A 23,494-nucleotide genomic window follows, 5' to 3' on the forward strand; every position below is an offset into this window, starting at 1 on the left:
AAAAAGCGTTCAGTAATAGAGCTTGCGCATTAAGGTCGATGCCAGGAGCCGCCGGGCCCGCGCGGTTGCGCGTGAGCCCGGCGGGTCAGGCCACCCGGCGGTTATGCCACCTGCGCCGTCAGGCCGGCCGCCTCGATCGCCGTCACAGCCGCGGTCTCGTCGTTGTCGGAACTGTCCCCGCTGATGCCCACGGCACCCTTGAGCGTGCCGTCTTCATCGCGTACGAGGACGCCGCCGGGCACCGGGATCAGGCGGCCTCCGAGAGCGGCGGTCGCGGCGGCGATGAAGTACGCCTGCTGCTCGGCCCGCTCCATAAGTGCACGCGAGCCCATCCCGAGGGCGAGGGCCCCATAGGCCTTGCCTTGGGCAATTTCAAAGCGGTTGTTCGAAGCGCCGTCCTGGCGGGCGACGGCGGTGACGTGCCCTCCTGCGTCGAGCACCACGACGGTCAGCGGCTTGAAGCTGTGTTGCTGACCCGTCGCGAGGGCCTCGGCGATGATCGACTGGGCGGTGGATAGGTCAATGCTCATGAGATGCTCCTGGCGAGGTCGTCGATGTTTTTCTGCGCTGCGCGGCGCCTGTGGAGAACGGGTTCGGTGTATCCGGACGGCTGCGCGGCGCCCTCAAGTACGAGCTCGCGGGCGGCCAGGAACGCCTCGGTGTCGAACGCGGGGGACATCGGCAGGTAGTCCGGATCGGAGGCGTTCTGCTTGTCGACGACCGCGGCCATCCTGCGCAGCGATTCTTCCACTTGCTCCGTGGTAACAATGCCGTGCCGGAGCCAGTTGGCGACATGCTGGGAGCTGATGCGGCAAGTGGCCCGGTCCTCCATGAGCGCCACGCTGTGAATGTCGGGAACCTTGGAGCATCCGATGCCGGCGTTTACCCAGCGCACGACGTAGCCCAAGGTGCTCTGAATGTTGTTGTCCAGCTCGTCACGGCGGGCATCGGCGTCCCAACCGGAGGGGTCCCCGGCCGGGATGGTCAGCAGTTGCCGCAACGTGGACCGGCGTGCCCCGCCGAGCTCAGCCTGCCGGGCATCCACATCGACCTGGTGGTAATGGACGGCGTGCAGGGTCGCGGCGGTTGGCGAGGGAACCCAGGCGCAGTTGGCGCCGGCGAGCGGGTGCGCAATCTTCTGGGCGAGCATGTCCGCCAGGTTGTCCGGCGCAGCCCACATGCCCTTGCCGATCTGGGCCCGGCCGCGGAAGCCGCACTCCAGTCCGATGTCGACGTTGGCGTCCTCGTAGGCGGCGATCCAGCTGGAGGAGCGCATATCGGCCTTTCGCACCATGGGCGCGGCGAGCATCGAGGTGTGGATCTCGTCGCCGGTGCGGTCCAGGAACCCTGTGTTGATGAATACCACGCGATCGCGGGCCTCCCAGATGCAGGCCTTGAGGTTGACCGAGGTGCGGCGCTCCTCGTCCATGATGCCGATTTTGAGGGTGAGCGGGTCCAGGCGCAGGACGGACTCTGTGGCCGCGAGCAGGGCGCAGGCCACAGCCACTTCGCGCGGTCCGTGCATCTTTGGCTTCACGATGTATACAGAGCCGGTTCGCGAGTTGTGGCGGGCGTGCGGCCCGCGCAGGTCGTGCACGGAGCCGAGGCCTGTGAACAGGGCGTCGAGGATTTCTTCCGGTACCGGATCACCGGCCGGATCAAGAACCGCGTCGCTGGTCATGAGGTGGCCAACCTGGCGGATGAGCAGCAGTGAGCGGCCGGACAGTGCCAATTCGGAGCCGTCGGGTGCGGTGTAGACACGGTCAGGGTTCAGCCGTCGGGTATGGGTGCCTCCACCCTTGGTGACCTCAGCGGTCAGCGTGCCCTGCATCAGCTGCAGCCAGTTGCGGTAGCCGGCAACCTTGTCCTCGGCGTCGACAGCCGCCACCGAGTCCTCGAGGTCCATGATTGTTGAGATTGCGGACTCCAGCAGAATGTCCTTCACGCCGGCAGGGTCGCCCGAGCCGATGAGATGCGAGAAGTCGATCTGGATTTCCATGTGCAGGCCGTTATTGACGAGCAGCACAGCCTCCGGCGCCTCTGCGGCTCCGCGATAGCCGCGGAGCTGGCTGCGGTTTGCCAGCTCTGTCGTGCCGTTCAGGGTCTCGGCGACGAAGACATCGCCTGCGATGCGGTAAGAGGTGACATCTGCGTGCGAGCCGGCCGCCAATGGCGCGTGCCCGTCAAGGAATTCCCGTCCGCGGGCGACGACGGCGGCGCCCCGGACCGGGTTGTAGCCGCCCGTCCGCTCACGTCCCTCCGCCTCGTCGATGACGTCAGTGCCGTACAACGCGTCGTACAGCGAACCCCAGCGGGCGTTGGCCGCGTTGACCGCAAAGCGTGCATTCAGCAGCGGCACAACCAGCTGGGGTCCGGAAATCGTGGCGATTTCGGGGTCGACCCGGTCGGTCGCGATGGTGAAATCCGAGGGCTCATCGGCCAGGTAGCCTATCGAGCGCAGGAACTCCTCATAGACATCGGGGTCCGCCAGGCCGTTGGAGCGGTGGAACTCATCGATCTGCTGCTGCAATCGGTCACGGACGCCCAGCAGATCGCGCACCTGCGGAGAAAACTGCCCGATCAGCGCCGCGGCGCCGCTCCAAAATGCCTCCTCTTCGATCCCAGTGCCCGGCAACGCCTCATCCCGGACGAAGGCATAGAGCTCTTCGGCGACGTTAAGACCGTTGGTTTCTATTCGGTTCGACATGTTCCTCGCCCATTCCCACTATTCCGCAAAGCGGAAAGAATATTTCAATAAATAGAACCTAGCCAGCGCAGCGATGCCTGTCAATGCTGCGCTCGGGGAAAATCCCACTCCCGTCGACACCACGGGCGGACGCGCCCCAGACCATTGACCGAGTCGTACGTCACACCTAAGCTCATACCTATTCGACTGGAAAGTTTATTCCACCCTACGAAATATGGTCAGAGAGGACCAATCGTGGACAACCTTGTTGTGCTTAGCCTGCTGGCGCTGGCACCCATACTTATTGTCGGCGTACTCCTAGCGGGATTCAGATGGCCCGCGAAGTATGCGATGCCGGTGGGCTATCTCCTGGTGGTACTGGTAGCCCTGCTCATCTGGAGAATGGATTTCACCAGCGTGTTGGCGGCCTCACTGGAGGGCCTCATCACCGCCGGCACTCTTCTTTACATTGTGTTCGGGGCGCTCCTGCTCCTTTCCACACTGACAGTCGGCGGTGCCATGGCCACCATCCGCGCAGGATTCAACAACATCTCTGCGGATCGTCGTGTCCAGGCCATAATCATCGGCTGGCTCTTTGGATCCTTCATTGAGGGTGCTTCCGGATTCGGCACCCCTGCCGCCGTGGTCGCGCCGCTCCTGCTGGCAATGGGCTTCCCTGCCATGGCGGCAGTAATGGTCGGCCTGATCATTCAAAGTACGCCGGTGAGCTTTGGGGCTGTTGGAACGCCCATCCTGGTGGGCGTGGGCAAAGGGCTGGGCGGTGACCCCGCGGTGGCGGAACGCATTTCGGTTCTCGGTCTCACCATGCCCGAGTTTGTAGCGTCGATCGGATTCCAGGTTGCTGCCATTCATGCAATAGTCGGCCTGCTCATTCCCCTGATTCTGGTATGCATGCTCACCGGCTTCTTCGGTCCGGAGCGCCGGTTCCGGGACGGCCTGGCGATCTGGCCGTTTGCGCTGTACTCCTCACTGGCGATGACCGTCCCGTATGTCCTGGTGGCCCGGTTCCTCGGCCCCGAGTTTCCATCGCTCTTCGGTGGACTGATCGGCCTCGTTCTGGTGATGTACACCTCGAGCCGGGGGTTCCTGATGCCGAAGGATTCCTTCCAGTTCGGCCCGCGGTCCGCTTGGTCAGACCGCTGGATGGGCTCGATTGAACCCGAAGCCGCAACCGAAATCTCCTCCCGCATGACCCTGGTCCGCGCTTGGTCTCCCTATGTGCTGATGGCGGGACTGCTGGTGGCCACACGCGTGATCGCTCCGTTGAAGACCTATCTATCAGGTCTTGCCATAAATTTCGAGAATATCCTTGGCAGCGGGATCACCACCTCAATACAGCCGTTCTACTCGCCTGCCTTCCTGCTGATCCTCGCCTCGGTATTCGCGTACCTGCTTCACCGGATGGATCGCGGGCAAATTGTGCGTACGTTGAAGATATCCGGCCGTCAGCTTGGCGGAACTGCTGTCGCGCTGCTCTTCGCCGTGCCGCTCGTGCGGGTTCTCATCAACTCCGGACCGGACTTCAACTCCTCAGGGCTATCGAGCATGCCGGTCACGCTCGCCGAAGGTGCCGCAGCGCTGACAGGCGATTCATGGCCAGTGATCGCGCCGTGGATCGGCGCACTGGGGGCATTCGTGGCAGGCTCCAACACGGTCTCCAACCTGACCTTCGCCCAGTTCCAGTTCTCAACCGGAGCGGCGATCGGTGTGCCGCCGGAGCAAATTGTAGCGGCACAGGCTGTAGGTGGGGCCGGCGGGAATCCGATCGCCATCCACAACATCGTGGCCGCTGCAGCAACCGTGGGATTGCTTGGACGTGAGGGTGACCTGCTGCGGAAGACAATCCTGGTGACGACCTATTACTGTTTGGCCGCGGGAGCGATTGCATTCATCTTCATCCACGGTCTCGGGTTCAACCTGGGCACCATCATGCTGGTACTGCTCGCAGCAGCCTTGGCCTTCATTGCCCGCTGGATGATGCGGCAGAAGACCGCCGAGCCGCTGGTACTCGAAGAGGAAAAGCAACACTAGCCGCAAGCGACGCCGTCGGTGGTTCGGATCCGTATCCGTCACCGGCGGCGTCGTGCTGACGGTGCCTGCACAATCACTCAGCAGCACAGAGCACTCTGCCCAAAGGGTGGTATCCGAAGGTCCCACGCCGCACAGGAACCCGGCGAACCTCGACAAAGAAGCCCGGCTGGGTGGCACCAGCCGGGCTTCAATGTGATGTACTTACGGGCCGTCTGACCGGCGAGGGTTCAGATGGCCTTGCCGGGATTGAGAATGCCGTGTGGGTCGAGGGCGTCTTTGATGGCCCGCTGCACATTCAGGGACACCTCTCCGAGCTCCGGGAGGAGCCAGTCCCGCTTGAGGAGGCCCACTCCATGCTCACCGGTGAGCGTGCCTCCCAGCCGCTTGGCCAGGTGGAACATCTCGCCCAGGGCCGCCTTTGCGGGCCCCTCCGTAACCGAGTCCTCCGGGTTCAGGACCAGCATGGGATGGAGATTTCCATCGGAGGCGTGCACCACCGAGAAAATCCGGACACCGGTGCGGGCAGAGATCTCGTCCAATCCAACGGCAACTTCAGCAAGCCTGCCGCGCGGAACACCGATGTCTCCGATGGACACCCGGCCCAACTTCTCAAGGGAAGGAATCGCCTCCCGTCGTGCAGTGATGAGTTCATTCGCATGATCCGCATCGGTTGCCTTTTCGTATGACGATGCGTACGGCTTGATTGCCTCGATGAGCACGTCCTGCTCCAGGTACGCACCGAATCCGTCGGTCTGCGCCAGGAGAAAAGCACCGCCCTTTGACCGGTAACCGGTGCCCATCGCCATATCGATTGCCTCAAGGGTCTGGCCATCGATCAGTTCAAGGAGGGACGGCTGGATGCGGGCGGCGATAACCGCCGACGCGGCCGCCGCGGCTGTGGCGAAGTCGGGGAAGTAGGCTGCCACCGTGGCAGTCGCAACCGGCAGCGGACGAAGCCGAACCGTCGCTTCAGCCACCACGCCGAGCGTTCCTTCCGAACCGACAATCAGGGCGTTGAGGTCGTACCCGGTCACGCCCTTGATGGTCTCCCGGCCCGTGCGCAGCATCCTGCCGTCTGCGAGTACTACCTGAAGCGCCAGCACGGCCTCGCGGGTTACGCCGTATTTGGCACACCTCATTCCGCCGGCGTTTGTGGCGACGTTGCCGCCGATCGAACAGATCGCGGTGCTGGCAGGGTCTGGAGCGTAGAAGAGTCCGTGCTCGGCGGCGGCCGCATTAAGGTCGGCGTTGAGAACTCCGGGCTGCACCACGGCGAGCTGTTCCACCGGATCGATCCGCAGTATGCGGTTCATCCGCGATACATCGAGGACCACTTCCCCTGCTCTGGCCGAAGCACCCGCGGCGAGTCCTGTTCCGGCGCCGCGGGGGACTATTGGAGCCCCGTGGGCGGCCGCGAGCCGGACTGTATTTACAATGTCTTCCGCTGACTCAGCGAAGACCACGCCGTCCGGCAACGATGGCGAGACATAACCTGACCGGTCAGTGCTCGCCGCCAGCCGATCCTGTTCTGAAACAGATGCGCCGCGTGAGCCGTCCAGGACAGCTGACGTTGAGCTTGTTGACAGTGACGTATCCACGAAACCCCTTTGTTATGCGATAGACCAGTTCAGAAGATGCTTGGCATTTCGTATAGTGAAAACAAACTTCTGCTGCACGGATAACTTTAGGACGCGCCTGCTGACGGGTCAATGGTTTAACCCGATTCTTCAGGAAGAGGAGTTGTGTGGCTGGGGGTCTGGATACGCTACGCGCATGACTGCTTTCGTGCCCTCGTTGGCCGCCCGCCGCGATCGAGGGTGAACTGGCTGTGCGCCTGGGCAAGGACGGCCGGATCGGTCATCGAGCTGCACAACTACGTCTTCCGCGGGAAGCGGCCGACGCTGCAGGAACTCGTGGCAGGGGCCAATGGGCGGCGTCCCCGGAGGACCGGCGGGATCGCTGCGGTGGCTGGCGCGGCATCTGGAGGACTACGGTCTGCATCTGCGCCCCGGACAACTGATCCTTACTGGCACGCCGCTGGGACTGATCCGGGTACGGCCTGGAGACCACACTCAGGTGACCGCCGGGGAATACGGCTGCGTTGAGGCCGCCATCGCCCCTTGACGTAGACGGTGTGTGTCCTTAGCCCTGCAGTGCCAGGACGGCGGTGGAGCTGCTTCGCCAGGCCCTCGTCCGGCAACCGGCGAGGCCACGGTGCGGCCCCTTTTCCTTCCGGGAAAGGGGCCACACCTGCCATGTTGGGGGTGCCGCCGGCGGTCAGTGCTCGGATTTGGTCGACGTTTCCACGGGAACTTCCTTGCCGTCGCAGTCGATCAGCCTGCCGCCCTCGAAGCGGTCGCCGTCGGCCAGGCACTTGAGGTCCTCCTCGCGGATGACCCGTCCCGTCCCCGCCACAAACACCGACTGGTTCTCCGAGTTGCCTGCCTTCAGATGGTTGAAGAGCAGGTTCAGCAGGATGGCCATCACGGCGGCGGAGCTGATGCCGGAGTGGAAGATGGTGGCGAACCAGGACGGGAACTGGTCGTAGAACGTCGGAGCGGCGATGGGGATCATGCCGAAACCGATCGAGGCGGCCACAATGATCAGGTTCATGTTGTTCTTGTACTCCACCTTGGCCAGCGTGCGGATGCCGCTGGCGGCAACGGTGCCGAACAGGACGATGCCTGCCCCGCCCAGAACCGCTGTGGGCACCGCGGCCACGACGCGGCCCATGACGGGCAGCAGGCCGAGCAGGACGAGGATGACGCCGCCGGCGGCGACCACGTAGCGGCTCTTGATCTTGGTGACGGCGACCAGCCCGACGTTCTGGGCGAACGCGCTCTGGGTGAAGGACCCGAAGATGGGCGCTATCAGGCTGGAGCCCATATCGGCCCGCAGGCCTGCAGCGATCCGCTTCGAGTCCACCTTGGTACCGACGATCTCACCGACGGCGAGGATGTCGGCCATGGTCTCGGTCAGGATCACCAGGACCACGATCACCATGGAGATGATGGCGGCCACCTCGAAGGTGGGTGCGCCGAGGTGGAACGGCGTCGGGAACGCCACGATGGGGCCGTTCCCGACTTTGGAGAAATCGGCCATCCCGGTCAGCACCGCCACGATCGTTCCGCCCAGCATGGCCAGCAGGATGGAGAGGCGGGAAACCGTGGCACTGCCGACCTTGCTGAGCAGAAGCACCAGGGCGAGCGTGATAGCGGCGAGCCCGATATTCGCCATGCTGCCGTAGTCGGCGGCCTTCTTGTTGCCGCCCATGGCCCAGTTGGCGGCCACCGGCATCAGCGTCAGGCCGATGGTGGTGATCACCGTTCCGGTCACCACCGGCGGGAAGAACCGGACGATCTTCGAAAAGACCGGGGCAATAAGGAGGCCGATCGCGGCCGAGACGATGACGGCCCCGAAAACGGCCGGCAGGCCTCCGCCTCCGGTGACGATCGCCACCATGGTTGCGACGCTGGCGAAGGACACGCCCTGCACCAGGGGCAGCTGGGATCCGAAGAACGGCAGGCCGAGGGTCTGGAGCAGGGTTGCCAGCCCGCCCATAAAGAGCGCTGCGGCGATCAGGATCCCGATGTCGGCGGGGGACAGGCCCGCGGCCTGACCGACGATCAGGGGGACGGCAATGATGCCGCCGTACATGGTCAGGACATGCTGGAATCCATACGCGAAGCTGCTGGCGATCGGGAGGCGTTCATCCTCGGGCCGGGTGGACGGTGTTCGGCCGGCCCGGGTCTTGACCCCGGACGGCTTCTTCTTCATGTTCATGGCAGACTTTCTTGGTTCATGGCAGACGTCCTTGTCTGGCTAACGGTGTCTGGCTAACAGATGTGGCTTGTGGGGTGATGGCCTGTTCCAGGGCCGGTGCTGGGGCTGGCCCTGGAACAGGCGGTGGCTCCGAACCGGCTCGCTGAAAAGGCTTGCTAGACCGGCTTGCTAAACCGGCGGGGCGGGGGTCCTAGCAGAAGCCGGTGATACCGGACCAGGCCATCTCGGCCGATGCAGCGTTATCGCGCTGGACCGTCGCCTCGATCAGGCCGTACGGGCGGTCAGCGGCGAAGAAGACCTCGTTGGGGTTGTCGAGGCCAAACGGTGAGAGGTCCACCAGGAAGTGGTGCTTGTTGGGCATCGAGAACTTGATTTCCTCGATCTCGCTATGTGCTTCCAGGACCTTGGTGCCCATGTCGAACAGGGTCTGCTGCAGGGCGTGGGAGTACTTTTCGGTGAAGCCCTCCAGCAGGAGTCCCTTGACGTCCTCGTAGCTCTTGTTGAAGTCGAGCGAGCTGAAATCCGTGCCGGGGCTGAAGCGCCAGCGGGCGGAAACATCGGTGGCGAGGATCCGGTCGGTGGTCTCCTGCAAGGTGGTGTACTTGTCCTGCGGGTAGCCGACGAATCCTGACTGCGTGGACTTCAGGACGGTCAGGTCCTTCAGGCCGGAGATGAGGTGCCGGTCGGATCCGTCGCGGACCAGGACGGCGGTCCGGATTTCCTGGCCGTTGCGCACGAAGGAGTGGTCGTGGGCGGCGCCGTGAGCCTGGATGCGGTCCCAGCTGTAGGACTCGGCCGCCCAGCGGCCGCCGGTCACCCAGTCGAAGCTGGACGTGAAGTGGTCTCCGAGCCGGAGCAGGAATGCCTCCGGGGAGCCGATGCCGTCCCGTGCGAACGCGTAAATGGTGTTCTTCTGGGTGTCCGTCGGCACCACATGGCTGTTGTCGCCTTCCAGGTGGGCCGCGGCGAAGTCGCCGCGGAGCTGCGAGGTGACGTTGAGGTCTTCGATCTCGTGGCGTTCCGTGTCGCGGGTGATCTTGACGACCCGGACTTCCGCTTTGCCGTACTGGTTCTGTCCGAGGACGATCTTGTTGTTCATGGTGGGTTTCCCAACTTCCGGTATGTGGAATCAAAATCCCACATAGAAATTTCGTCCGCATTTCGCGTTCGTATCTTTCTCCGCCGGCCCACAAAAAAGAGCCGACGTCAGTTGACGCCAGCTCATTACAACCCTGCCTGCTGCTCCCAGGTTACGTGACCTGCGCCACGAATTACCCTCTAGGCTAGCCCAGTCCGGCGGTGGTGTACATCACAATCTGAATTTTCCGATTGTGACCGGCAGTCTGTGTGGCGGCGGAAACAGGCCCTTGACTGCACTGAGGCGCGCCTTTACCGTTTCCGTATAGCAATAACTAAGTTCCGCATGGTGAAAGCTGCGGGGCGAGCCGCAGGGTCAGAACGTCAAGGAACAGACCAGGGAGCATCAGATGCAGCAGCAGCAGCAGCAACCAGCCAGCACGCAGGGAGCGGAGCCAGCCACGGCCCCCGCCGAGCTATATCACCCGCGCGGCGGCACCGATCCGGACTTCTACTTCCCCGCCGACCGCGGACTCCGGTCCGGCCGGGTCTCGCGTTGGATGAACCGGCTGGTCGCAGCCAGGACTAGACGGCGCGCCAACGATCCGCCCTTGTGACAACCCGGAAATGCGGATTTCACATCACGAAACCAAGCTTCCGGAAACCACTGGCGCGGCCCGCGTTCCGCTGTTACTCTCGCTGGTGTCAAAGGCGGGCGCCCGGGATCCGGGGGCTATCTACCAGGCGCAATTGAACCTTCATCGCACACGCTGAAGCCTGGTAACCGACGCAGTTGGCTGATTACGTTTCGGCACGGGAACCGGCTTCCACAGCACAAGGGAGTCGCATCATGACTGTCACCGCCGCGGCCCAGGCGTATCTTGTCCGGTCAATCGAGCTGGCCACAGCCAACGTCATGAACAGCGGGGGTCCCTTCGGCGCCGTCATTGTCACCGCGGACGGGCAAGCATTCGACGGCGTCAACCGCGTCACCGCCACCAACGATCCCACCGCCCACGCCGAGGTCACGGCCATCCGCCGGGCCTGCACCGAACTGGGCCGGTTCGAGCTCAGCGGAGCCACGCTCTACACCAGCTGCGAGCCGTGCCCCATGTGCCTGGCCTCCGCCCTCTGGGCGCGGGTGGACCGCGTGATCTTCGCCGCGGACCGGCACGATGCCGCCTCGGTCGGCTTCGACGACGCCGTGTTCTACGAGTACTTCGAGAACGACCAGCCCGATGCCGTCCTGCCCGTGCGCAAGCTGGAGCTTGACGGTCCGGGGGCGCCGCCCGTGCTGCAGCCCTTCACCACCTGGAACACCCTCCAGAACCGGATCGACTACTAGGCCGTGCCGACTTCGCGGCGCTTTCGGACAGCCGCAGCGCGGATCAAGGGCGCGAGGGTCCGGAACTGCAGCGGATTTCCGGGGCACCCGGCCGGTGCGGTGCTTCCCCCGGCCACGGTTACGAACGAGAATGTGCACACCAACGCCGCACGGGACTAGGGGGGTGCAGCAATGCTGGATCTGATGTCTGCGCTGGCGGACTGGCAGCCTGCAGCCACCGGCGAGCGGTGCGCCGTGGCCACCGTGGTGGGGACCGGCGGGTCCGTGCCGCGCCCGGTGGGAACCTCCATGTTCGTGTCCGAGTCCGGCGATGTCCTGGGCAGCCTCTCCGGCGGCTGCGTTGAGGGTGGCGTAGTGGCGGCGGCCCTGGAAGTGATCGCCGACGGCGGCACCCGCCGCGAGTTCTTCGGCTACAGCGCCGAGGACGCGTTCGCCGTCGGGCTCACCTGCGGAGGCGAGCTGGAAGTCCACATCGAACTGCTGGCGGACACTTTCGGCGGCCTCCGGCCGGAGGGCCGGGACGCACAGGACGCCCACGACCCCGGCGCGGGCCTGGCGCTCATCCGGCGGGTCGATGCGCTAGCCCCCCGAGGGAACGCTTCCGCGCGAGGTGCCCGAGCCGTCGTCGTCCCGGATCCCGCCAGCTACCAGGTGGCGAAGTCCGATGCCGTGGCCGCCCTGCTGGGAGCCGCCGGCGGGGGCCATGCCCTGCTGCTTGCGGCAGCCGCGCAGCTCGAGCCCCTGCTGCGAAGCGGCACCACCGGGGTGGTGCGGCTGGCCGTGGAATCCGGCTGCTACGGCAGCCCGGGAGCGCGCCGGCCCGCCGCTGGGCCCATCACGCTGCTGGTGGAGAGCAGGCGACCGCCGGCCCGGATGCTGGTGTTCGGCGCCAACGATTTCGGCGCGGCCCTGGTGCCGGCCGCCAAGCTGCTCGGCTACCACGTGACCCTGTGCGACGCCCGGCCGGCCTTCGCCCGGCAGGAGCGTTTCGCCCTGGCCGAGGAAGTGGTCACAGACTGGCCGCACCGCTATCTGGCCGCGGAAGCCGCCGCCGGGCGCCTCGATGCCCGGACCGTTGTCTGTGTGCTCACCCACGATCCAAAGTTCGACATCCCGCTGCTGCAGGCGGCGCTCCGCCTGGATCTCGCGTACGTCGGGGCCATGGGATCGCGGCGGAGCCACGGCCAGCGGATAGAGTCGCTGCTCGCCGCCGGGGTGGCGCCGGAGGAGGCCGGACGGCTGCATTCCCCGATCGGGCTGGACCTGGGCGCGGTCACCCCGGCCGAGGTGGCCGTGTCCATCACCGCGGAACTGGTGGCCCTCCGGAGCCGTTCCCCCCGGGGGCTGTCACTGAAGGACGGGAGCGGACCGATACACCGGCGCCGGCCACACTCCGGAGCACCAGACGCCGCAGCACTACACCCCGCAGCACCACACCCTTGAGCACCGAACCCCGCACCACCAGGAGATGCCATGGACATGAACACCATCGAGGCGGTGGTCCGCACCGCGGATCCGGCCGACTGGCAGCCCGGAGACGCCTGGCTCGCCGGCGGCACCGTGCTGTTTTCCTACGGCAGCTTCGCCTTCGGCAAGGAACCGCTCCGCCGGCTGCTGGACCTCGGCTCCACCGGCTGGCCGGCCGTCACGGTGTCCGAATCCGGGATCGAACTCGCGGCCACCTGCACCATCGCTGAGCTCTACGCGCTGCCCGCCGGCGAAACCGGCCGGCCGCACGCGGCGTCCTGGCCTGGCCTGGAGCTGATCCGGCCATGCTGTGATTCGTTCGTGGCGTCCTTCAAGGTCTGGAACATGTCCACCGTGGGCGGCAACCTCTGCACGTCCCTGCCGGCCGGACCCATGACCTCGCTCTGCGTGGCCCTGGACGGCGTGGCCACGGTGCTCGGCCCGGACGGCGCCAGCCGCATCGTCCCGGTGGCAGAATTCGTCACCGGGGACGGGCGCAACTGCCTGGCACCCGGCGAGCTGCTCCGCAGTATCCACCTGCCGGCGTCGGCCCTGGCCTCCCGGGTCGCGTTCCGCCGGCTGTCGCTAAGCAACCTGGGACGGTCGGGAGTGCTGCTGATCGGCAGGCTCGACGCCGACGGCGGCCTGGTCCTCACCGTCACCGCCGCCACCACGCGTCCCGTGCAGCTGCGCCTCGAAAACACCGCCGGCACCGGCTCGGCAGCCGGACTGTCCGAAGCGCTCGACGCCGCCATCCCGGACGCGATTTACCACGACGACATCCACGGCCTGCCGGCCTGGCGCAAGGACATGACCTACCGGCTCGCGGAGGAAATCCGGGCTGAACTGGCAGCACCGGCGGGCACGCCGCCGGCACTCGTGTCCGGCGACTTCTGGCCGCCGGAACGCGCAACACCGCCGGCTTCGCCGCAGCAGGAAGGGGCCTGAGCATGGCTATTGAGATCAACGGAAACCCGGCGCAGGCCGAACCGAGGCCGGGCCAGTGCCTGCGGACGTTCCTGCGCGAGCAGGGCAACCTGGGCGTGAAGAAAGGCTGCGACGGCGGCGACTGCGGGGCCTGCACCGTCCACGTGGACGGCACCCCGGTGCACAGCTGCATTTACCCCGCGGTCCGCGCGGACGGCCACGCCGTCACTACGGTGGAAGGCCTCGCCAGCACCGAACCCGGTGCGGGCCTGCATCCCATGCAGCAGCAGTTTATGGAACGGCAGGGCTTCCAGTGCGGGTTCTGCACCGCCGGCATGGTGATGACGGCGGCCACCTTCGACGACGAACAGAAGGCCGACCTGCCGCGGAACCTCAAGGGGAACCTGTGCCGTTGCACGGGCTACCGGGCCATCGCGGACGCCGTCTGCGGTGGGGCCGCGCACGGCGAATCCAGACACCCGGACCCCGCGGGGCCGGGATCTGGAATCGCCGGCGTCGGCCAGCCCGATCCGCGTCCCGGCCAGCTCGGCGACGACGTCCCGGCGCCCGCCAGCCAGGCGATCGTCACCGGCACGGCGCGCTACACCCTGGATGTGCCGGCGTCGGAGCTTCCGGGGCTGCTGCACGTGAAGCTCCTGCGCTCGCCGTACGCCCACGCCCGCGTGCTGTCCATCGATACCACGGACGCGCTGCGGATTCCCGGCGTGGAGGCGGTCTTCACCCACGAGGACTCACCCGCGCAGCTGTTTTCCACGGCGCAGCACGAGCTCTACACCGACGATCCGGACGACACCCGGGTGCTCGATGACGTGGTCCGGTTCGTCGGGCAGCGGATCGCCGCCGTCGTCGCGGAGACCGTGGCCGCGGCGGAAGCCGGCGTCCGGGCGCTGAAAGTGGAGTACCAGGTCCTGGACGCCGTGTTCACCCCGCAGGACGCGATGCGCCCCGGCGCGCCGCTGGTCCACGGGGACAAGGACGCCGCCACGGCCCGCATCGGGCGGCCGGAGCAGAACGTGGTGGCCGAGCTGCACTCCGAACTGGGCGACGTCGCGGCGGCCTTTGCGTCCGCGGACTTCATCCACGAGCAGACGTACCGCACCCAGCGGGTGCAACACACCGCGCTGGAGACCCACGCCGCCATCGCCTCGATCGACGACGACGGCCGGCTCCAGGTCCGCACCTCCAGCCAGGTGCCGTTTCTGGTCCGGCGCACCCTGGGCCGGGTCTTCGGCCTGCCGGAGGACCGGATCCGGGTGGTCGCGGGACGGGTCGGCGGCGGCTTCGGCGGCAAACAGGAGGTCCTCACCGAGGACATCGTGGCCCTCGCCGCACTGAAACTGCGGCGCCCGGTGCAGCTCGAATTCACCCGCACCGAGCAATTCACGGCGTCCACCACCCGGCACCCGTTCACCATCCGGCTCAAGGCCGCCGCCAGCAACGAGGGCCGGCTCACGGCCCTGCAGCTGGAGGTGCTGACCAACGCCGGCGCCTACGGCAACCACTCCGTGGGCGTGATGTTCCACGGCTGCGGCGAATCCCTAGGCGTGTACAACTGCGCCAACAAGAAGGTGGATGCGCACGCGGTCTACACCAACACCGTGCCGTCCGGGGCCTTCCGCGGCTACGGGCTGAGCCAGATGATCTTTGCGATCGAGTCCGCCGTCGATGAGCTCGCCGCCGGGATCGGCATGGATCCGATGGAATTCCGCCGCCGCAACATGGTCCGCGAGGGCGACGACATGCTCTCCACGCACCCCGACCCGGAAGAGGACGTCCTCTACGGCAGCTACGGGCTGGACCAGTGCACGCGGCTGGTGCAGGACGCCCTGGTGCGCGGCCGGGACCGCTACCGCGACGCCGGACTCCAGGACCTCGGCCCGGACTGGGTCACCGGCGAAGGCTCGGCGCTGTCCATGATCGACACCGTCCCGCCGCGGGGCCACTTCGCGCATTCCCGGCTCCGGCTCCTGCCGGACGGAACCTACCAGGTGGACGTGGGGACCGCCGAGTTCGGCAACGGCACCACCACCGTGCACGCCCAGCTCGCCGCCACTGCCCTGTCCACCACCGCGGGCCGGATCACGGTCCGGCAGTCGGACACGGACCTCGTCGACCACGATTCCGGCGCCTTCGGCTCGGCCGGGACGGTGGTGGCCGGGAAGGCCACGCTCGCCGCGGCCGAGGAACTGGCGGTGCGGATCCGCGCTTTCGCCGCGGGCATCCGGCAGGTCCAGGCCTCCGGGTGCGTGCTGGAGGGTGACGCGGTCATCTGTGAGGGAACCCGGGTGCCGCTGGCGGAACTGTTCGACGCCGCCGCAGCGGCCGGCGTCGACCTTTCCGGCGAGGGGCACTGGGGCGGGACACCGCGGTCGGTGGCGTTCAACGTCCACGGTTTCCGGGTGGCCGTGAACACCGGGACAGGGGAGCTGCGGATCCTGCAGAGCGTCCAGGCGGCCGACGCCGGCGTCGTGGTCAACCCGAGGCAGTGCCGCGGGCAGATCGAAGGCGGCATCGCGCAGGCGCTCGGCGCCGCACTGTATGAGGAGGTCAGGGTGGACGACGCCGGACGGGTCACCACGGACATCCTCCGGCAGTACCACATCCCGTCCTTGGCGGACGTGCCGCGCAGCGAGGTGTACTTCGCCGACACGACCGACAAGCTGGGCCCGCTGGGCGCGAAGTCCATGAGCGAGAGCCCCTTCAATCCGGTGGCGCCGGCACTGGCCAACGCCATCCGGAACGCCACCGGGGTCCGGTTCGCGGAGCTGCCGATCGCCCGGGACAAGATCTACCTCGGCCTGAAGGAAGCGGGCCTGGCCTCCTCCCGCTAAAACCAGTGCGCTAAAACCAACGCCCCAAAACCAACGCGGGGTCAGATCGGGCCCATGATGAGGTGCTTAATGGGCCGTAGCTGACCCCGCGTTGTTCGTCGCCGAGGCGATTCCTGGCGGGCGGACGCGGGTTGCCCATGGTCTCGAGCCAACCGATTGTGACTGGCCGGAATCCGCAAACCCTTGACGGCCGCGTGACCTAGATCATACTGTTATTTCACTATCCGATATCCTTCTTTCGCATTGTGGAATACAAGCAATGACGCTCCCGCCGTTAGATTCCGGCGCAGATCCCAGTGCGGAATGCATGGAAGACATCTTCAAGAAGCGAGATCACGATGCAGACGACACCGTTGCCCGGCGTCGACCCGGCTCCCCAGGCCGCAGGTGACTTGAGCAAAGCAACCCACCCCTCCATGGGTGTCGACGCGCTTTGCGATGCAGCCAGCGCCGCCGCCGGCCGGACGATCAGCCCCACCTTGTACAACATTGACCTTGCCCCGACGAAGCGGGAAGGGCGCCGTTGGACCAGCTACAGCATCTTCACCCTCTGGGCCAACGATGTCCATAGCCTTGGCAACTACGCCTTCGCCATCGGGCTCTTCGCACTCGGGCTGGGCGGCTGGCAGATCCTTCTCGCCCTGGGCGTCGGAGCCGTCCTCCTGTTTGCGCTGCTCAGCCTTTCCGGCTTCATGGGCGTCAAGACCGGTGTTCCGTTCCCCGTCATGAGCCGGATCAGCTTCGGCATCAGGGGAGCCCAGATCGCCAGCCTCCTGCGCGGGGCGGTCGCTGTGGCATGGTTCGGTATCCAGACCTATCTGGCGTCGGTGGTGCTCCGCGTCATGCTCGTTGCTATGGCTCCCTCGCTGCGGGATCTGGACGCCAACTCCATCCTCGGCCTCTCCACGCTGGGCTGGGCATCGTTCGTGTTCCTCTGGATCGTCCAGCTGGTCATCGTCAGTTTCGGCATGGAAATGATCCGCAAGTACGAGGCCTTCGCCGGGCCCATCATCCTTGTGACCATGGCCGCCATCGCCGTCTGGATCTTCGTGGAAGCCGGCGGCTCCATCGCATGGGCCGCGGACAATGCCCTCGAAGGCGCCGAAATGTGGCGCACCATCTTCGCCGGCGGCGCGCTCTGGGTGGCCATTTACGGAACGTTCGTCCTGAACTTCTGTGACTTCACCCGGTCTGCCGTCTCCAAGCAGGCCGTGGTGCGCGGCAACTTCTGGGGCATCCCGATCAATATGCTCCTCTTCGGCGCGATCGTGGTGGTTATGGCCGGTGGACAGTTCAAGATCAACGGCACCATCATCGAGAGCCCGTCGGACATTGTGCAGACCATTCCGAACACGCTGTTCCTTGTCCTGGCCTGCCTCGCTCTCCTGATCCTGACCATCGCCGTGAACCTGATGGCCAACTTCGTGGCGCCCGTCTATGCCCTGACCAACCTCTTTCCGAAGCACCTGGACTTCCGTAAGGCGGCCTGGGTCAGCGGCACCATCGGCCTGATCATCCTGCCGTGGAACCTGTATAACAACCCGCTGGTGATTGTGTACTTCCTTGGTGGACTCGGGGCGTTGCTCGGCCCGCTGTTCGGCGTCGTGATGGCCGATTACTGGCTGCTGCGCCGCGGCAAGGTCAACGTGATTGAGCTCTACACCGAGGACCGGGCCGGCGCCTACTACTACAAGAAGGGCTTCAACCCCCGCGCGATGATCGCCATGGTGCCCGCCGCCAGCATCGCGCTCCTGATTGCGTTTGTTCCGGCGCTGGAAGCCGCCGCCCCGTTCGCGTGGTTCGTCGCGGCCGGCATCGCCGCGGCGGTCTACTACGTCATCTCGGACCGCTCCCTGCTGCTCGACGACGTCGACGGCGAGGCAATCGCCGTCGCCAGCACCCACTGACCAGCTGTCCTGAAAGGGAAATGCCCCATGCGCATCCTTGTCGCCAACGTCAACACCACACAGTCCATGACCGACTCCATCGCCGCGCAGGCACGCCAGGTCGCGCTTCCGGATACGGAAATCGTCGGACTCACTCCGCGCTTCGGCGCGGACTCCTGCGAGGGGAACTTTGAGAGTTACCTCGCGGCGATCGCCGTGATGGACAGGGTCCTGTCCTATTCCGAGCCGTACGACGCCGTCATCCAGGCCGGCTACGGCGAACACGGCCGCGAAGGGCTCCAGGAGCTCCTCGACGTTCCGGTCGTGGACATCACCGAGGCGGCCGCGAGCACCGCCATGTTCCTGGGCCACAAGTACTCCGTGATCACCACCCTGGATCGGGCCGTCCCGCTGATCGAGGACCGGCTGAAGCTGGCCGGCCTCGACGCCCGCTGCGCCTCGGTCCGGGCCAGCGGACTGGCTGTCCTGGAACTGGAGGAAGATCCGGCGCGCGCGGTGGAAGCCATCATCGAACAGGCGCTGCTGGCAGTCCGCGAGGACAAGGCCGAAGTCATTGTCCTTGGGTGCGGTGGCATGGCCGGTCTGGACGAGGAGATCCGGAAGCGTGCCGGCGTCCCCGTGGTGGACGGTGTGGCGGCTGCCGTCACCATCGCTGAATCGTTGGTCCGGCTGCGGCTGAGCACGTCAAAAGTCCGGACCTATGCCACCCCGCGACCGAAGACGGTCATCGGCTGGCCGCTCGTGGCTGCCCCCGCGCACGCAACGCGGTGACCCTGCCCTCTTCCCGCTAAAACCAACGCCCCAAGACGAACGCGGGGTCAGATCCGGCCCATGTTGTGGGGCTTCTTGGGCCGGATCTGACCCCGCGTTGCTGTTCCGGCCTATAGTCGGATGATGGAAAAGCGAATCTTGGGCAAAACCGGACGGAACGTCTCCATTGTTGGGCTGGGGACCTGGCAGCTTGGCGCGGACTGGGGCAATGTGGACCCAGCTAACGCGCAGGCCATCCTGGCCGCCTCCGTGGAAGCCGGCGTCACGTTCTTCGACACCGCGGACGTCTACGGCGACGGCCGCAGCGAGCAGGCCATCGGCAAATTCATGGCCGACAACCCGGGCCTGGAGATCACGGTGGGAACCAAGATGGGCCGCCGGGTGGAACAGCAGCCGGAACATTACAACCTCGCCAACTTCCGCGAGTGGACGGACCGGTCCCGGCGCAACCTGGGCGTGGAGCGGCTGGACCTGGTCCAGCTGCACTGCCCGCCCACCGCCGTTTACAGCAGCGCCGAAGTCTACGACGCGCTGGACACCCTCGTGGCCGAGGGGGCCATCCGGAACTACGGCGTCAGCGTGGAACGGACCGACGAAGCCCTTGAGGCCATGCGGCACGAAGGCACGGCCACCGTGCAGATCATCCTCAACGCCTTCCGGCTCAAGCCGCTGGACGAGGTCCTGCCCGCGGCGGAAGCCGCCGGGGTCGGCATCATCGCCCGTGTGCCGCTCGCCTCGGGGCTGCTCTCCGGCAAATACACCGCGGACACGTCCTTCGCAGCGGACGACCACCGGAACTACAACCGCACCGGCTCCGCGTTCGACGTCGGGGAGACTTTCTCCGGCGTGGACTTCGGGCAGGGCCTGAAGGCGATGGCCGAGTTCGAGGAACTGGTGCCCGACGGCGTCAGCACCGCCCAGGCGGCCATCGCCTGGATCGCGGCGCAGGACGGCGTCAGTACGGTGATCCCCGGCGCGCGGAACGTGGACCAGGCCCGCTCTAACGCCGAAGCGGCGGGGATCGGCGGCATCGACGCAACGTTCGACGTCGGCGTCCGGGAAATCTACGACAAGTACTTCCGCGAATCGATCCACCCGCGCTGGTAACCGCCTCTTAAAACCAACGCGGGGTCAGATCGGGCCCATGTTGGGGCGCTTCTTGGGCCGTAACTGACCCCGCGTTGTGGTTGGTTTGCCGGCGGTCAGTCCTCCGGATACCAGACCCGCTCTCCCTCGACGCGTGCGAAGGAGGTCAGGGTGTGGGGCTTGGCGGATTTTTCCGTCATGATGTCCAGCACCTCGACATTCCTCACCAGGAGCGCGTCGCCGATCAGCGAGCGATGGCAGCGCCACGGGACGGCTTCCGCGCACATGACCGCCGCATCGTTGGTCCGCCCGCGTTCCAGCAGCTGGCCGATGGCGGTGGAAAAGTCCTCGGTCTGCATGTAGTCCGCGTACCCCCGAAACGACGCGTTCCGCCAGGCACCGTTGGGACTGTCCTTCCGGGCGTGGCGCAGGCCGCCGAGGGATTCCATCCGCCGGTAGGTGATCCCGCTGGCACGCACGCTCGCCGCGAGTGCGTCCTCATTGAACTGCGGATTGTGCCGCGATTTCGGGACGGTGCGTACATCGATCAGCTTTTTTACGCCGTGGGCCTTCAGGATGCCAATGAATTCGTCGATGGGGTGAGTGGAGTGCCCCACGGTGAAGATGGTCATGTCCGTCATGCCCCCATGCTAGGACGGGCCGTGACGACCGTGCCGCGGCGGGGCGGCCCGGATATTCTGATTAACCGACGAGCTGCCAAGGGAACGGGCACGACATGACTTCATCCGCCATCGAGGGCTTTGTTGACCGGCTCGCCTCGGTGGCAACGGGGCCGGGGTGCAACAACTTCTTTGATCACGACGAACCGGGAAATGCGCTGCGCCGGCAAAACCTGGGAATCTACTTGCAGGAAATGCTGGACCGCTCCCCGACGGTGCTGCTGGTGGGCGAGGCGCCCGGCTTCAGGGGCATGAGGATCACCGGAGTTCCCTTCACCAACCGCACCATGTTCGAGGGGCCTGCCAACGTCTTTGGGCTGTTCGGGCCCGGCAAGGGCTATGTGCTGCCGGCGGATGCTGCGGGGATTGCGGCGGAACCCACGGCCACGGTGATGTGGAAGGTGCTGGCCGAGCTGGACGTCCTTCCCCTGCTCTGGAGTGCCTGCCCGTGGCATACGCACGTGCCGGGGCGGCCGCTGTCCAACCGCACCCCCACGGCCTCCGAAGCAGCACTGGGAACGCCGTTTTGGCAGGCGCTGACCGAGGTGTTCCCCATCGAAACGGTGGTGGCCGTGGGGAATGTGGCGCACCGCAGCCTGCAGCGGAGCGGCCTGGACGTGCCGAAGATCAGGTATCCGGCCCACGGCGGCCGGTCCGGTTTCAAGCGGGGGCTGCAGGAGCTCCTGGACCCCTCCCGCTAAACCCAACGCGGGGTCAGATCCGGCCCATGGTGTGGTGTTTTTTGGGCCGTAAGTGACCCCGCGTTGTAGTGGGGTGGAGTTGGCGGGGTGGCTAGTCGAGGAGGTGCAGCTGGTCGGGGGAGTCGAGGTCCTCGCCGCCGGTGAGGTCGCTGCAGTCCACGAGGTCGATCAGCTCCGGGTGGGCCTGGAGGAAGAAGCGTGCCCCGGCGTCGCCAGTGGCCCTTTCCGCGGCTTCAGCGCGGAGGCCGGCATCCAGGAGCAGCGGATGACCCCGTTGAAGCTTCCTTTCGGGGCCACGGTAGCCGGCCGCCGTCACCCGGCCGGGCCGGTGGGATGCCAGCAGGCGGGCGACGGTCTCAGGGGTCAGCCCGGGCTGGTCCACCAGGGCCATGAGCACATGGTCCGCCGGGGCTGCCGCGGCGACGCCGAGCCGGAAGGAACTGCCCATGCCCGTGGCCCAGGCCGGGTTGTCGATGACCCGGTGCCGGCTGAGGTCGGTGCCGGCGCGGACCGTTGCCGCGTCCGCGCCGAGCACCGCCACCACTTCCCGGCAGCCGCCCGCAAGCAGCACGTCGGCCAGTACTTCCACGAGCGTGCGGCCGCGGAACGGGAGCAGCGCCTTGGGACCGAGGCCCAGCCGTGTCCCGGCGCCGGCGGCGAGCAGCACCGCCGTCGTGCCAGGTGCCCGGCTATGGGCCAGTGCTCCGCTGTCGCTCATCTGCCCACCCTAACGCCCGCGGGTCAGGCGTCGCCTCCCGCTCCGCCGGTGGTGCCCGCGGTGACGTCCAGGAGCTTGTAGCGGTCCATCGCGTAGCTGGGCGCACCGCCGTCGATCTCTCCGCGGGCGGCCAGCAGCTGCAGGGTCTTCACCACAATCGAGTGGGTGTCGTTCTTGAAGAAGCGGCGGGCGGCGGCGCGGGTGTCGGAGAAGCCGAACCCGTCGGCGCCGAGCGAGGCGAACTGGTGCGGCAGGAACTGGCGGATCTGGTCCGGGACGGCCTTCATGTAGTCGGTCACGGCCACGATCGGACCGCTCGCGCCGGCGAGCTGTTCGGCGACGAACGGGATGCGGGCGGGCTGGCCGGGGTTGAGGAACGCTTCTTCCTCGGCGGCAAGCCCGTCGCGGCGCAGTTCGTTCCAGGACGTCACGGACCAGACGTCCGCGGAGACGCCCCAGTCCTCGGCGAGGACCCGCTGGGCCTGGAGGGCCCACGGCACCGAGACGCCCGAGGCCAGGATCTGGCTTTTGGGCCCTTCCAGGTCCGACGCCGACACCCGGTAGATGCCTTTCAGCACGCCGTTGACGTCGAGGTTCTCGGGTTCGGCCGGCTGGAAGATCGGCTCGTTGTAGACCGTGAGGTAGTACATCAGGTTCCGGTCTTCGGAGACCGGTCCGTACATCCGTTCCAGGCCGTCCCGGATGATGTGGCCCATTTCGTATCCGAACGCGGGGTCGTAGGTGAGGACGGCGGGGTTGGTTGCGGCCAGGATCGGGGAGTGGCCGTCGGCGTGCTGCAGGCCTTCACCGGTCAGGGTGGTGCGGCCGGCAGTGGCGCCGATGATGAACCCGCGGGTCATCTGGTCCGCCGCGGCCCAGAAGGAATCGCCCGTGCGCTGGAAACCAAACATCGAGTAGAAGACGTAGATCGGGATCAGCGGTTCGCCGTGGGTGGCGTAGGACGTGCCGGCGGCGGTGAATGCCGCGACCGCCCCGGCCTCGTTGATGCCCGGGTGGATCAGCTGGCCCTGGGCCGATTCCTTATAGGCCAGGACCAGGTCCCGGTCCACCGACAGGTAGCCCTGGCCGTCCGGGTTGTAGATCTTCGCTGAGGGGAAGAAGGCGTCCATCCCGAACGTGCGCGATTCATCCGGCACGATCGGGACAATGCGGTGCCCGAACTTCTTGTCCCGGAGCAGGTCTTTGAGCAGCCGCACAAAGGTCATGGTGGTGGCGGCTTGCTGTTTCCCGGACCCGCGCTTGGCTATCTCATAGGTTTTGGGGTCCGGCAGCTCTATGGGCGCGTGGTCCGGCCGGCGTTCGGGGACGAAGCCGCCGAGGGCGCGGCGGCGTTCCATGAGGTACTGGATCTCGGGGGAGTCCATGCCGGGGTGGTAGTACGGGGGCCGGTAGAGGTCGCCTTCGAGCTGGTCGTCGGTGAT

At 66.4% G+C, this 23,494-nt stretch carries 17 protein-coding genes; 9 read left to right on the forward strand and 8 right to left on the reverse strand.

What is annotated here, in order from left to right; genetic code table 11:
• Window positions 1–101: 101 nt before the first annotated feature.
• Window positions 102–530, reverse strand: coding sequence for a GlcG/HbpS family heme-binding protein (locus ABIB29_RS15410; protein ID WP_354173677.1), 429 nt, complete (start codon window positions 528–530; stop codon window positions 102–104).
• The gene (locus ABIB29_RS15415; protein ID WP_354173678.1) at window positions 527–2,707 is read right to left on the reverse strand and encodes a malate synthase G; all 2,181 of its coding nucleotides are present in this window, start codon (window positions 2,705–2,707) and stop codon (window positions 527–529) included. Before ABIB29_RS15415 ends, ABIB29_RS15410 begins: the two co-directional genes overlap by 4 nt.
• Before the next feature lie 234 nt (window positions 2,708–2,941).
• On the opposite strand from ABIB29_RS15415, the gene ABIB29_RS15420 reads away from it, so the two are divergent.
• On the forward strand, window positions 2,942–4,738 hold the full coding sequence (locus tag ABIB29_RS15420; protein WP_354173679.1) for an L-lactate permease: 1,797 nt from the start codon (window positions 2,942–2,944) through the stop codon (window positions 4,736–4,738).
• 227 nt (window positions 4,739–4,965) lie between these two features.
• Here ABIB29_RS15420 and ABIB29_RS15425 read toward each other — a convergent pair whose 3' ends face one another.
• From ABIB29_RS15425 to pucL, 3 genes are all read right to left on the reverse strand, one after another.
• A complete protein-coding gene (locus tag ABIB29_RS15425) occupies window positions 4,966–6,297 on the reverse strand; it encodes an FAD-binding oxidoreductase (RefSeq protein WP_354173699.1) in 1,332 nt (443 codons plus the stop codon).
• A 718-nt stretch (window positions 6,298–7,015) separates the two neighbouring features.
• Window positions 7,016–8,521 carry a nucleobase:cation symporter-2 family protein gene (locus ABIB29_RS15430; RefSeq protein WP_354173680.1) on the reverse strand — a complete coding sequence of 502 codons (1,506 nt, stop codon included), beginning with the start codon at window positions 8,519–8,521 and terminating at the stop codon, window positions 7,016–7,018.
• A gap of 190 nt (window positions 8,522–8,711) precedes the next feature.
• On the reverse strand, window positions 8,712–9,620 hold the full coding sequence (gene pucL / locus ABIB29_RS15435) for a factor-independent urate hydroxylase (RefSeq protein ID WP_354173681.1): 909 nt from the start codon (window positions 9,618–9,620) through the stop codon (window positions 8,712–8,714).
• A gap of 828 nt (window positions 9,621–10,448) precedes the next feature.
• Here pucL and ABIB29_RS15440 point away from each other — a divergent pair.
• From ABIB29_RS15440 to ABIB29_RS15470, 7 genes are all read left to right on the forward strand, one after another.
• Window positions 10,449–10,943: a nucleoside deaminase gene (locus ABIB29_RS15440; protein ID WP_354173682.1), complete on the forward strand. Its 495-nt coding sequence runs from the start codon at window positions 10,449–10,451 to the stop codon at window positions 10,941–10,943.
• A 171-nt stretch (window positions 10,944–11,114) separates the two neighbouring features.
• Entirely contained in the window at window positions 11,115–12,386 is a 1,272-nt protein-coding gene (locus ABIB29_RS15445) for an XdhC family protein (protein ID WP_354173683.1), read from the forward strand.
• A 30-nt stretch (window positions 12,387–12,416) separates the two neighbouring features.
• Entirely contained in the window at window positions 12,417–13,358 is a 942-nt protein-coding gene (locus ABIB29_RS15450; RefSeq protein WP_354173684.1) for an FAD binding domain-containing protein, read from the forward strand.
• A gap of 2 nt (window positions 13,359–13,360) precedes the next feature.
• Window positions 13,361–16,189 carry a molybdopterin-dependent oxidoreductase gene (locus tag ABIB29_RS15455; RefSeq protein WP_354173685.1) on the forward strand — a complete coding sequence of 943 codons (2,829 nt, stop codon included), beginning with the start codon at window positions 13,361–13,363 and terminating at the stop codon, window positions 16,187–16,189.
• Between the two features lie 338 nt (window positions 16,190–16,527).
• Window positions 16,528–18,096: an NCS1 family nucleobase:cation symporter-1 gene (locus ABIB29_RS15460; protein ID WP_502915625.1), complete on the forward strand. Its 1,569-nt coding sequence runs from the start codon at window positions 16,528–16,530 to the stop codon at window positions 18,094–18,096.
• A 27-nt stretch (window positions 18,097–18,123) separates the two neighbouring features.
• Window positions 18,124–18,867, forward strand: a complete 744-nt coding sequence (locus tag ABIB29_RS15465; protein WP_354173686.1) for an aspartate/glutamate racemase family protein — start codon at window positions 18,124–18,126, stop codon at window positions 18,865–18,867.
• A gap of 123 nt (window positions 18,868–18,990) precedes the next feature.
• Window positions 18,991–19,974 (forward strand): aldo/keto reductase, encoded by a 984-nt coding sequence (locus tag ABIB29_RS15470; protein ID WP_354173687.1) that lies wholly within the window; start codon window positions 18,991–18,993, stop codon window positions 19,972–19,974.
• Window positions 19,975–20,069: 95 nt separating this feature from the next.
• Here ABIB29_RS15470 and ABIB29_RS15475 read toward each other — a convergent pair whose 3' ends face one another.
• Entirely contained in the window at window positions 20,070–20,594 is a 525-nt protein-coding gene (locus tag ABIB29_RS15475) for a DUF488 domain-containing protein (RefSeq protein WP_354173688.1), read from the reverse strand.
• A 95-nt stretch (window positions 20,595–20,689) separates the two neighbouring features.
• On the opposite strand from ABIB29_RS15475, the gene ABIB29_RS15480 reads away from it, so the two are divergent.
• Complete coding sequence (locus ABIB29_RS15480; protein ID WP_354173689.1) at window positions 20,690–21,334, forward strand: uracil-DNA glycosylase; 645 nt, start codon at window positions 20,690–20,692, stop codon at window positions 21,332–21,334.
• A gap of 91 nt (window positions 21,335–21,425) precedes the next feature.
• Here the strand turns inward: ABIB29_RS15480 and nboR are convergent, their stop codons facing one another.
• Window positions 21,426–22,052, reverse strand: coding sequence for a nicotine blue oxidoreductase (nboR, locus tag ABIB29_RS15485; RefSeq protein WP_354173690.1), 627 nt, complete (start codon window positions 22,050–22,052; stop codon window positions 21,426–21,428).
• Between the two features lie 23 nt (window positions 22,053–22,075).
• The coding region (locus ABIB29_RS15490; RefSeq protein ID WP_502915626.1) for a transketolase-like TK C-terminal-containing protein at window positions 22,076–23,494 on the reverse strand (1,419 nt) is incomplete at its 5' end.

The organism is Arthrobacter sp. UYEF36 (assembly GCF_040547025.1).
Lineage (GTDB): Bacteria > Actinomycetota > Actinomycetes > Actinomycetales > Micrococcaceae > Arthrobacter.

Excerpts from the sequence above, each read along its gene's own strand:
- ABIB29_RS15410 (WP_354173677.1), bottom strand. The coding sequence starts at position 530 with ATGAGCATTGACCTATCCACCGCCCAGTCGATCATCGCCGAGGCCCTC.
- ABIB29_RS15415 (WP_354173678.1), bottom strand. The coding sequence starts at position 2,707 with ATGTCGAACCGAATAGAAACCAACGGTCTTAACGTCGCCGAAGAGCTC.
- ABIB29_RS15430 (WP_354173680.1), bottom strand. The coding sequence starts at position 8,521 with ATGAACATGAAGAAGAAGCCGTCCGGGGTCAAGACCCGGGCCGGCCGA.
- pucL (WP_354173681.1), bottom strand. The coding sequence starts at position 9,620 with ATGAACAACAAGATCGTCCTCGGACAGAACCAGTACGGCAAAGCGGAA.
- ABIB29_RS15440 (WP_354173682.1), top strand. The coding sequence starts at position 10,449 with ATGACTGTCACCGCCGCGGCCCAGGCGTATCTTGTCCGGTCAATCGAG.
- ABIB29_RS15445 (WP_354173683.1), top strand. The coding sequence starts at position 11,115 with ATGCTGGATCTGATGTCTGCGCTGGCGGACTGGCAGCCTGCAGCCACC.
- ABIB29_RS15450 (WP_354173684.1), top strand. The coding sequence starts at position 12,417 with ATGGACATGAACACCATCGAGGCGGTGGTCCGCACCGCGGATCCGGCC.
- ABIB29_RS15455 (WP_354173685.1), top strand. The coding sequence starts at position 13,361 with ATGGCTATTGAGATCAACGGAAACCCGGCGCAGGCCGAACCGAGGCCG.
- ABIB29_RS15460 (WP_502915625.1), top strand. The coding sequence starts at position 16,528 with ATGCAGACGACACCGTTGCCCGGCGTCGACCCGGCTCCCCAGGCCGCA.
- ABIB29_RS15465 (WP_354173686.1), top strand. The coding sequence starts at position 18,124 with ATGCGCATCCTTGTCGCCAACGTCAACACCACACAGTCCATGACCGAC.
- ABIB29_RS15470 (WP_354173687.1), top strand. The coding sequence starts at position 18,991 with ATGGAAAAGCGAATCTTGGGCAAAACCGGACGGAACGTCTCCATTGTT.
- ABIB29_RS15475 (WP_354173688.1), bottom strand. The coding sequence starts at position 20,594 with ATGACGGACATGACCATCTTCACCGTGGGGCACTCCACTCACCCCATC.
- ABIB29_RS15480 (WP_354173689.1), top strand. The coding sequence starts at position 20,690 with ATGACTTCATCCGCCATCGAGGGCTTTGTTGACCGGCTCGCCTCGGTG.
- nboR (WP_354173690.1), bottom strand. The coding sequence starts at position 22,052 with ATGAGCGACAGCGGAGCACTGGCCCATAGCCGGGCACCTGGCACGACG.